14 protein-coding genes are annotated in these 7787 nt (G+C 61.5%); all 14 read right to left on the bottom strand.

What is annotated here, in order from left to right:
• Positions 1 to 54 precede the first annotated feature (54 nt).
• Positions 55 to 1341, bottom strand: a complete 1287-nt coding sequence (locus HWX00_RS35760) for a hypothetical protein (protein ID WP_175029221.1) — start codon at positions 1339 to 1341, stop codon at positions 55 to 57.
• 11 nt (positions 1342 to 1352) lie between these two features.
• Positions 1353 to 1724, bottom strand: a complete 372-nt coding sequence (locus tag HWX00_RS35755; protein WP_175029220.1) for a hypothetical protein — start codon at positions 1722 to 1724, stop codon at positions 1353 to 1355.
• Positions 1725 to 1745: 21 nt separating this feature from the next.
• Positions 1746 to 2135, bottom strand: a complete 390-nt coding sequence (locus HWX00_RS35750; protein WP_175029219.1) for a single-stranded DNA-binding protein — start codon at positions 2133 to 2135, stop codon at positions 1746 to 1748.
• Positions 2132 to 2551 carry a putative PDDEXK endonuclease gene (locus HWX00_RS35745; protein ID WP_175029218.1) on the bottom strand — a complete coding sequence of 140 codons (420 nt, stop codon included), beginning with the start codon at positions 2549 to 2551 and terminating at the stop codon, positions 2132 to 2134. The genes HWX00_RS35750 and HWX00_RS35745 overlap by 4 nt, the downstream gene beginning before the upstream one ends.
• 101 nt (positions 2552 to 2652) lie before the next feature.
• On the bottom strand, positions 2653 to 2856 hold the full coding sequence (locus HWX00_RS35740; RefSeq protein ID WP_175029217.1) for a hypothetical protein: 204 nt from the start codon (positions 2854 to 2856) through the stop codon (positions 2653 to 2655).
• A complete protein-coding gene (locus tag HWX00_RS35735) occupies positions 2853 to 3041 on the bottom strand; it encodes a hypothetical protein (protein ID WP_175029216.1) in 189 nt (62 codons plus the stop codon). The genes HWX00_RS35740 and HWX00_RS35735 overlap by 4 nt, the downstream gene beginning before the upstream one ends.
• 414 nt (positions 3042 to 3455) lie before the next feature.
• Entirely contained in the window at positions 3456 to 4586 is a 1131-nt protein-coding gene (locus HWX00_RS35730) for an AAA family ATPase (protein WP_175029215.1), read from the bottom strand.
• A 23-nt stretch (positions 4587 to 4609) separates the two neighbouring features.
• Entirely contained in the window at positions 4610 to 4864 is a 255-nt protein-coding gene (locus HWX00_RS35725) for a hypothetical protein (protein WP_175029214.1), read from the bottom strand.
• A complete protein-coding gene (locus HWX00_RS35720) occupies positions 4864 to 5046 on the bottom strand; it encodes a hypothetical protein (RefSeq protein WP_175029213.1) in 183 nt (60 codons plus the stop codon). Before HWX00_RS35720 ends, HWX00_RS35725 begins: the two co-directional genes overlap by 1 nt.
• Positions 5047 to 5057: 11 nt before the next feature.
• On the bottom strand, positions 5058 to 5279 hold the full coding sequence (locus HWX00_RS35715) for a helix-turn-helix transcriptional regulator (RefSeq protein WP_175029212.1): 222 nt from the start codon (positions 5277 to 5279) through the stop codon (positions 5058 to 5060).
• An 80-nt stretch (positions 5280 to 5359) separates the two neighbouring features.
• On the bottom strand, positions 5360 to 5959 hold the full coding sequence (locus HWX00_RS35710) for a hypothetical protein (RefSeq protein WP_175029211.1): 600 nt from the start codon (positions 5957 to 5959) through the stop codon (positions 5360 to 5362).
• Between the two features lie 124 nt (positions 5960 to 6083).
• Entirely contained in the window at positions 6084 to 6551 is a 468-nt protein-coding gene (locus tag HWX00_RS35705; RefSeq protein ID WP_175029210.1) for a hypothetical protein, read from the bottom strand.
• A gap of 286 nt (positions 6552 to 6837) precedes the next feature.
• Positions 6838 to 7386 (bottom strand): hypothetical protein, encoded by a 549-nt coding sequence (locus tag HWX00_RS35700; RefSeq protein ID WP_175029209.1) that lies wholly within the window; start codon positions 7384 to 7386, stop codon positions 6838 to 6840.
• 76 nt (positions 7387 to 7462) lie between these two features.
• Positions 7463 to 7741 (bottom strand): hypothetical protein, encoded by a 279-nt coding sequence (locus tag HWX00_RS35695; protein WP_175029208.1) that lies wholly within the window; start codon positions 7739 to 7741, stop codon positions 7463 to 7465.
• Between the last annotated feature and the right edge of the window lie 46 nt (positions 7742 to 7787).

Genomic DNA, 7787 nt, shown 5'->3' with positions numbered 1-7787 from the left:
TTCTACTGTCGCTTCTTCCTTACGTTTGCGTGGCATAACGTGGCTCCTTGGCCGTCAGTTTATGCCTCGCACACAAAAGTTCGGATAGGCTCGCGCCGCAGCATTACAGTCGTCGTCCTCTGCTTCCGGTTCGCCTTCGCGCACCACGATCATGTCCATGTAGTTGTCGACCAGACGATCGGTGATGTTGGCGAGCTGCATGTCGACGATCTGCGAGGGCGACTCGTACCGCAAAAGTCCATTCATGCCATGCGACGTCAGGTCAGTGAAGAACTCGGGATCGAGGCCGGACGAGCGCAGGAACTGGCCCATCAAAGCGCATGCAACGGGGTCAGTCTGCGGCGCGGCGACCTCTCGAGCCCCCGTCATCACGGACCACGACCTCCGATAGACGACGTTGATGTCATGCATGTAGCCGGACACAGCTTTGCCCAGATCAACCAGCAAGCCTTCAATGCGGGGGCCGTAGCCCTCAACCACGCGCGCCATATCACGCACGGCGTTGCATTGCTGCACGCGTCGCTCAGCCTCGGCGTACAAGCTCGCACGCTGGAGGTCGCTATCCAGCGACTCGAGTGCTGCAGTCAGTTGCTCGACGTGCGCACTGGCTGCCTTGTCCGCCTCGACTGCCTTGTAATAGTCAGCCTCGGCTTTGAATCCGCCATCCACAGCGGCAAGCGCTGCCTTCTTGCGAGATTCGGTCGCGAAGTGCGAGGCCCTCTTCGCGTCGGCAAGCTTGCGCTTGATCTCGGTCTGACGAGCGGTCATTTCTTGGTAACGCGTGCAAGCGCTCTCGGCCGGCTCTGTCGGTTTCGCGGGCTCGGCCGACGTCGACGGTGCATTGCCCACGTCATCGTCCGCCGCGTCGCCGATGACGGTGTTGGGTGTCTCCGTCAAGAATGGAGTCTGATCGACATGCGCGGCCTGCGTCGCCTCGTCCTGAGGTTCGGCTAGCTTGCTCCAGAGGTTCTGACGTTCGCCGTTGACGCGGCGCTGATGCCTGTCATAGCCCAGCTCGCGTAGGATCTTCGCCACAGCCATCTCGCCGGCTTTCCACTGCGGACCGTCATCACGGACCATGTGCAGGGCATCTACAAGCACATCGCTCGAGGTGAACGGCTCGGTCTGCATCCTGGCGTAGGCCATGACATCGGCGCGCATCCAGCTACCGGCTGCAGTATCGTCGAGCGGAAATTCATCGATCACTGCAGCCGGTGCATCGGATTCACCTGCCAGCGGCTCGTCGGCCTCCGGTTGGTGTGCAGACGCATCGGATTGCACGAGCGGCGCCAAGGCCTCGGAATCGCGTGGCAGGTCTTCGGGTTCGTTGATCTGTTGCATCGTTCGTTACCTCATGCGGTCGTGGTGGGCATCACGTCACTCGATGCCTGCGGAGCAGCGGCAGGAGCGGCGACGGTCTCGAGCTTGCCGAATGCAGCGCTGATGGCTTCGGCCACGAGCGGCACAATCAGCACGCGCAGTTGATCGTCAGTCGGCGGGTTGGCGACGGCGGCGGGCTGCGATGCGCTATCAGCAGCGGGCGTCGCCGACTGGAGTGCAATGACAGCGCGTGCCAGACCGAGCAACAGGTCGAGGCTCAGATCCCACCGCATCTTCTCGATGTCGGTGAACTCGACCCATGGCCGCTGCCTCATGTCTTCAAGGCGCTGCGCCAGCGTCTGCAGCGTGGGTTGCTGGTCGGTGGTTGCGGTTACGTCAGACATAGCTGTGTCCTTCGGAGTTGGTTAGAGGTCGTCGAGGCTGTCGTCCATCCCGCCAGCCATTGCGGGTTGCTTCTTGTCACCGGCATCGGCAACTGCCTTGCGCTTGCGCTGCACGTGGTAAGCAGTGAGCACCTGCGCCGCCACCATGCTGACGTTCGGCTTCACCGACCCGTCGCGTGCCTCATACGTGCCGATCTTGAGCGCCCCGGTGAGCGCCACACTGTCGCCGTCCTCAAGCGCAAGCAATGTGGCCTTCGCCGTGTTGCTGAACGCCACAACAGAGACGAACAGCGATTCGCCGCCGCCATCGGCCGCGCGGACGGTCGCCGTGACGAAGGTCCTGCCGCTCTGTCCTGGGCGCTCTTCCGGCTCCTTGAACAGCGTTCCTGCTACCAGTGCGTCGATGGTCATGTCGTCGCTCCTTGCTGCCTCGCCACGCAATCAGCAGCGATCGCCGCCCAGGCCTCAACTGAACCCTCGCAGGTCCACTCGTAGCCGCTCCACATGCAACCGTGCTGTACCGCCAGCCCGATCGACACCGGCCACACGGCGCGCCATTCGTCTCGATCGAGGCGATAAAACAGGACGGGCAGCTTGCCCTCTGCCGTCGCCTGGCGTGCTGCCTGCGCGTACCACTCGCGGATATCGGCTCGGGTCGCGGTTGCATACCGCTTGCACTCCACGCTCCAGCCGGGGACACCTTCAAGGTCGGATTCACCGTCGCGCTGGCGCACCTTGCGGATCACAGTCCATCCGGTCAGGCTGGCGACAATGCGCGCGATCTCGCGCTCGCCGACCTTTCCCTTCGCTCTCGATTTCAGGCCCATTTCTCGCCTCAGGTGTTGATATAGGTGTGGATACGATTCTTGATCGGCTCGATTGCCTTTCTGCATATAGCCAGTAGGCGGACACACCCTCCGCCGTGCGCTCATTTCGACACCTCTCTCAGCAGCAAAAGCACCTGAGCTGCAGCGTGTCGCAGAACGTCGCGTGTCGATTCCGGCATCCGCGCGCCGGACCTGGACAGCTCATCCACTAGCTCGCGCACGATCTCATTGCCATCAGCCTTGATTCCTTGCTGCGCGCATCGGCTAGCAACGCTCTGCGCTCGCTCCATCTCTCCGTAGATCATTTCGGCACTCCCGCTCGAATAAGCCGCCACAGCTCCCGACGCTGCGCTGCTGCCGCATGGTCGCCAAACCGAGCCCGCACGCGCTCCACGATCGCCTTGGCAGGACCGTAGTCGCCACGCTTGCCGGCATGCACCGCGCCCATGAAGTCGCTCCAGGATTTGAGCCGTTCTTGCTCTGCCGCCATTTAGCACTCCTATGGGTTGTGTTTCAAAAAATGCTGCTCGCCAACATATTTCAGGGGAAATTGCCCTCTTCTCACCCCTGAACGTGTCAGCACCTGCAGCGTCATCACCACCGATCGCGACGCTCCTTGAAGCTGTGTTTTCCGCACCACTTGCACCTGCTTGGACACCGGACCCGGACACCGGACACCCCTTATAGGGGTGTGTCCGTGTCCGTCCGGGGCGGACAGGGCCGGACATAGGCCGGACAAATGTCCGGGTGGCAAGTACGCAATTGCGGCGGAAGGCCCATGCAGCATGGCTTGCAGAGATTCGGGTGATCAACCGAAGGAGCGAACGCGCGTGCGTATTTGTCCGGGTCGTGTCCGGGGTTGTCCGGAGGCAATTTGTCCGGTTTGTCCGGGTGTTTTTCGCGCTCACTTGCCCACCATCCAGACGAACGGCGCCGACATCATCACAAGTCCGCGGCCCAAGAGATCCTGCTTCGCGCGACGAAACGCCTTGCTTTTGGTATCGGCCGTGCCCTCGTCACTCCCGTAGCGCAGATAGAACTGACGGCGCCAGTCCTCTTCCTCAATCGCACGCACGCCCTTGGGGATGCTGCTGGAGCCAGCCATCGTCCGGCCCTTGTCCGCGATCGCCTCACGCAGCGCTTCTAGTCCGATTTTGGATCCTGCGGGCAGCCGGCCTGTACGCGACACACTAGCGGATGGCGCATCCTCCGGAACGACCACGCAACTGGTGATCGGCTCACCATCGTCGTCCACGCCGAGATCGACGGTTTGCAGCCGGAATGAATGAGACCCGCCGTCGGCATCGTCCTTGGCCTTGGCGATCACCCATTCCCGCTGATCACCGCTACGCCTGACCTCGATTGCGCCGTCCAGTGCCGCGAGCAGACTGCTATGGCCCCGCAGGCTCTTCGCGTCATCCTTGCGGGTGTGATGCACCAGCACGACAAGGCCGCCGACGGTTTGCTGAATCATCCGGCAGCCGGCCAGCACCATGCTCATGTCCTGCCCGGAGTTCTCGTCGTAGCCAGGCGCCGCCTGGGCGAGCGTGTCGATAATCACCACGCCGTTGACGACGCCGGCCTGCACGAGAGCTTCGTTAAGGCGGCTGACGTCATCGATCGAGCGAAGGTCGACCGGCTGCGAGACGATGACGTAGAGTTGATCGGGCAGCGCTTCGCGGTTGTGCGTGCACCACGCCTTGAATCGCTTTCCCTTGCCGGCCGCGCCTTCAAGAACGACCAGCGCGACAGGTGCCTGCCCCACGTGTCGTCCGAACCAAGAGGTACCGCCCGCGATTGCGATAGCCATGTCGTCCACCAGGAACGACTTTCCGGACCCAGGAGGGCCATAGACGGCAAGCAAGCCTTCTTCCGGAGCTACGCCGCTAATGCGCATCAGCGCCGCGGGAATATCGGACAGTTCGCTCGCGCGACGGATCACGTAGGCCTGGCGGTCCGAGGCCGGTGACGAATCCCAGCCGGTCGGCATATCCTCTCCAGCCTCCCTGCGTGCCGTAGCGAGCACGGCATTCATGTCCCGCATGCTCCGGACAGTGCTCAAGCGGCCTCCCGGATCAGAGTGGTCAGGAAGAGGATCCGCATGGCGCGCGCAGAGACGAATTGGAACAGGTACCACAAGCGGTCCAGCACTTCCCGGTCGACCGGATGGCCGTGAGACTCAAGCCATTGCACCCAGTCCAGAAAATCAAGCCCAGCCTTCTGCGCCGCAAGCCCCGCGCGCATCCGCGCTTCATAGTCGCCGGCCGGCGTGGCGTGCAGCGTCTTGAGCGCCTGGTCGCGGGTTGTGATCATCAGGCTTCCCGCCGCCGTTCAATGTGCTTCTGGACAACGCGGAAGAACCCGCTACGCGACGCCTCGCTGCTCAAACGGGAAAATGCCGATTCGAGTTCATCGGGCAGCGCGACGCCAACCTGTATGTATGCCAGTACCTCAGCGGCTGCACGCTCGCCGGCGATGTAGTCGGTGGGATTCATCGCCACTCCGATTACGCGGCAACGGCCGGTTGATGGGCAGCGCGGAAGCTCAGATACCGTTCAAGCTCCGACTCGCGGTACAGAGTGCACGCGGTGGACATCTTGATGCCCTTCGGGAAGGCCGGATCATTCTTGGCGTACCGGAATAAGGTGCTGACACTAATGCCGAGCTTGGCTGCGGCAGCCTTCGGGCGAAGGCAACGATCGGCGAAGGGGATAGTTGGCTCTTGCATTACGCGCTCCATTCGAGGTCACTTGCCTGCATTGGTTAGCAAGTGATCTCAGGTTACGGAGCGCGATCCTAGAAGCCCATTTAATTGCCCCGTTTTCCCTTGAAGCGAACGGTGGATGCGCGATCTTTCCCGAGGGCAACAAGACGCCCGCCGGCCCGACGCACTAAAAGCTCCGCCGCCATCTTCGGTGTGAGGACCAAGGCGGGGGCAGGCATGCTCTCGATGTAGCGAGTCTGCTCTTTCTCGTCACCCGTCCACGGATCAACGTAGGTGAACGACTCGAGCACTGGCCTTTCGAGTTGAGGATCGCCCTCGTTGCGCAGCATCTCGATTGCGAGATCTGCTATTGATCGCCCAGCGGGAGCACGGGCCTGCAGAGACTCTTTCGTGAAGAGCCTTCGTCCATGCCTGCCGCTGCCATGCTCTCGCCATGTTTTATAGATGTGCTCGATCTGGCGCCCGCGCAGGGGGCCAGGCTCATCTGCATGATTGTGACGGCGCAGCACGTCGAACACGCAACGTGCCACGGTTTCGTAAACCCTGTCTTCTGGGAATCCGAACCAGACGAGATGGTGCACACAACGAGCAATGATTTCGTCCTTCCGGACATCCTCTCGCCGCTCACGGTCGGGCGACTCAGCGTTGCGCGGGCGCCCGCGGCCTCGCTTCTGTTGATCCATTGCGCACCTTCACACGCAACCCTCGTTCGGCGCTCCCGCCGGCCGGCGAAGGTGTCCGGCTTTCGGCCCGTCGGCCTAGACGGGAGCAAAGCGATTATGCGCCTCGCAGCGCGTACACGCCGCACTAGAACGTCGGATCGTTTGCGGCTTCCCTGGCCTCGAACCGACGCATCTGCCAGCCGCGGATTTGCACGAGCGCTCGGGCCCACTGCCTCGGCGTGAGCACGCGCCACCCGGGCTCCGGCTGCGGCCACATGCGCCGCACGCGGAAACTCGCGATGTCATCCCAGTTTGGATTGCTCGGATTTGCCGCGGGCGCCGCCGTGTATAGAGCCACGTATGCTGGCACGTTCGCGAGTCGCGCGAGGTGCTGCATGACGCCCGCCGGCTTCTCCTGTCCGATGTCACGTGCGACCTCGACGAGCGCCAACGGAACCTTCGCGTCGTTGTCGTACTCGGCATACAGCACCGAGTCCAGGTCGACCATCGTCAGTGCTTCAGCTTGATCGGCGCGCAGGTAACGGCCGATCGAAGGGGCGCGATGCCAAATGCCATAGGCACGATCGCGGGTTTCGTATTGTTCGAGCCTCATAGTCAGCTCCAGAAAGCGCACGCTCAAGCGAGGTTACGCGCGACCAATGGTGGGTCATGTGGTTGTGGGTTTGGGATAGATCCGTTTAGCGGCAAGAATCGCCTGGAGAAGATGCCAAGCGATCTCATCTTGTACGGACCTCAATCGCGCGGACATTTGCTCGGGCGTCTCAAGTTGCGGCTCTCGACGTCGTGCCATTTCCAGTACTTTGGCAGTCGGTGCGTCTGACACGGATCTCACCCGGCGGCGCCCCGACCTCTTTGGAACGGGAAGATCGCGAACATTGTCAGCCATGGCTCACCTCAGTCTCGGCAATGTCTTCGAGCGGATCCCAGTTGTCGAGGTACGGTTCGCCCATGCACATGAGACCCCACAGATAGGCGGCGATAGTTTCGCTAAAACCCGCCCTCTGATCCCCAAGCCGTTGACTCACTCCGCTTTCCCACTGCCTCGCAAGCTTGCGGGGATTAGGCATTTCCACCGTTTTCCACACACGCAGTTGATCTACTGCCGCGGCAACGCCTTTCCGATATTCGGAGGTGAACGGGGCGTTCTCGGTTGCGCCGAGATTCGACATGGCGCACCGTCTCATCTGATCGCCGAGATTCATCATGGCGCTTGCCAACTTATCCATGTCGAGCTTCAAGTCAACAAGCGTGCAGTGCACGGGCAGTGCGCTCTCCACATCATCTGGCAGCGCTTCAACCATGAATGCCAGCGTGTTGTGGATCTTCCAGGCTGAGCCGATCTGGTCGACGAGCAAACGGTCGAGTTGAGCCAACTCCGTGGCATTTTCAGGTGCCGCTTGTGCAGGGGTAGAATTGCTATTAGCCATAACGGACCTCCTATATAGGCCGTGTTTTGGTCAGGCGGTCTTGGTGCGCCAACACCTTGACTGCCGCTCTCTGATACTAGATGCGTCCGAAATGCCCCGGGAAGTAACCTATGTCGCCCGGAGTGCCACGGAGAGTTTCTGTGCAGTTTTCAGCATCGCGGGCGGCCGAACGCAACAACTCCCGCAAGAGAACAAACGACCACGTTTCGTCATTGGTCGGATTGCGGATTTTTTCGACGCACAGATCGTGCATTGCCACGAGCGATTGGAGCAGATGCTCAATCCGGTTAGCTACCTGCGAAACTTCCTCGTCGGTAGCGGCCGAGCTACGAGCGATACAATCGACTTCAGCCATGATTCAAGCTCCTTCAAGCTTGGTTGTGGTCAGGCGACGCAAAGTG

Origin of the sequence: Burkholderia seminalis DSM 23518 (genome assembly GCF_902832885.1) — a bacterium.
GTDB lineage: Bacteria > Pseudomonadota > Gammaproteobacteria > Burkholderiales > Burkholderiaceae > Burkholderia > Burkholderia seminalis.
Note: the sequence above shows the minus strand (reverse complement) of the source record. Positions and strands in the feature narration are given on the sequence as shown.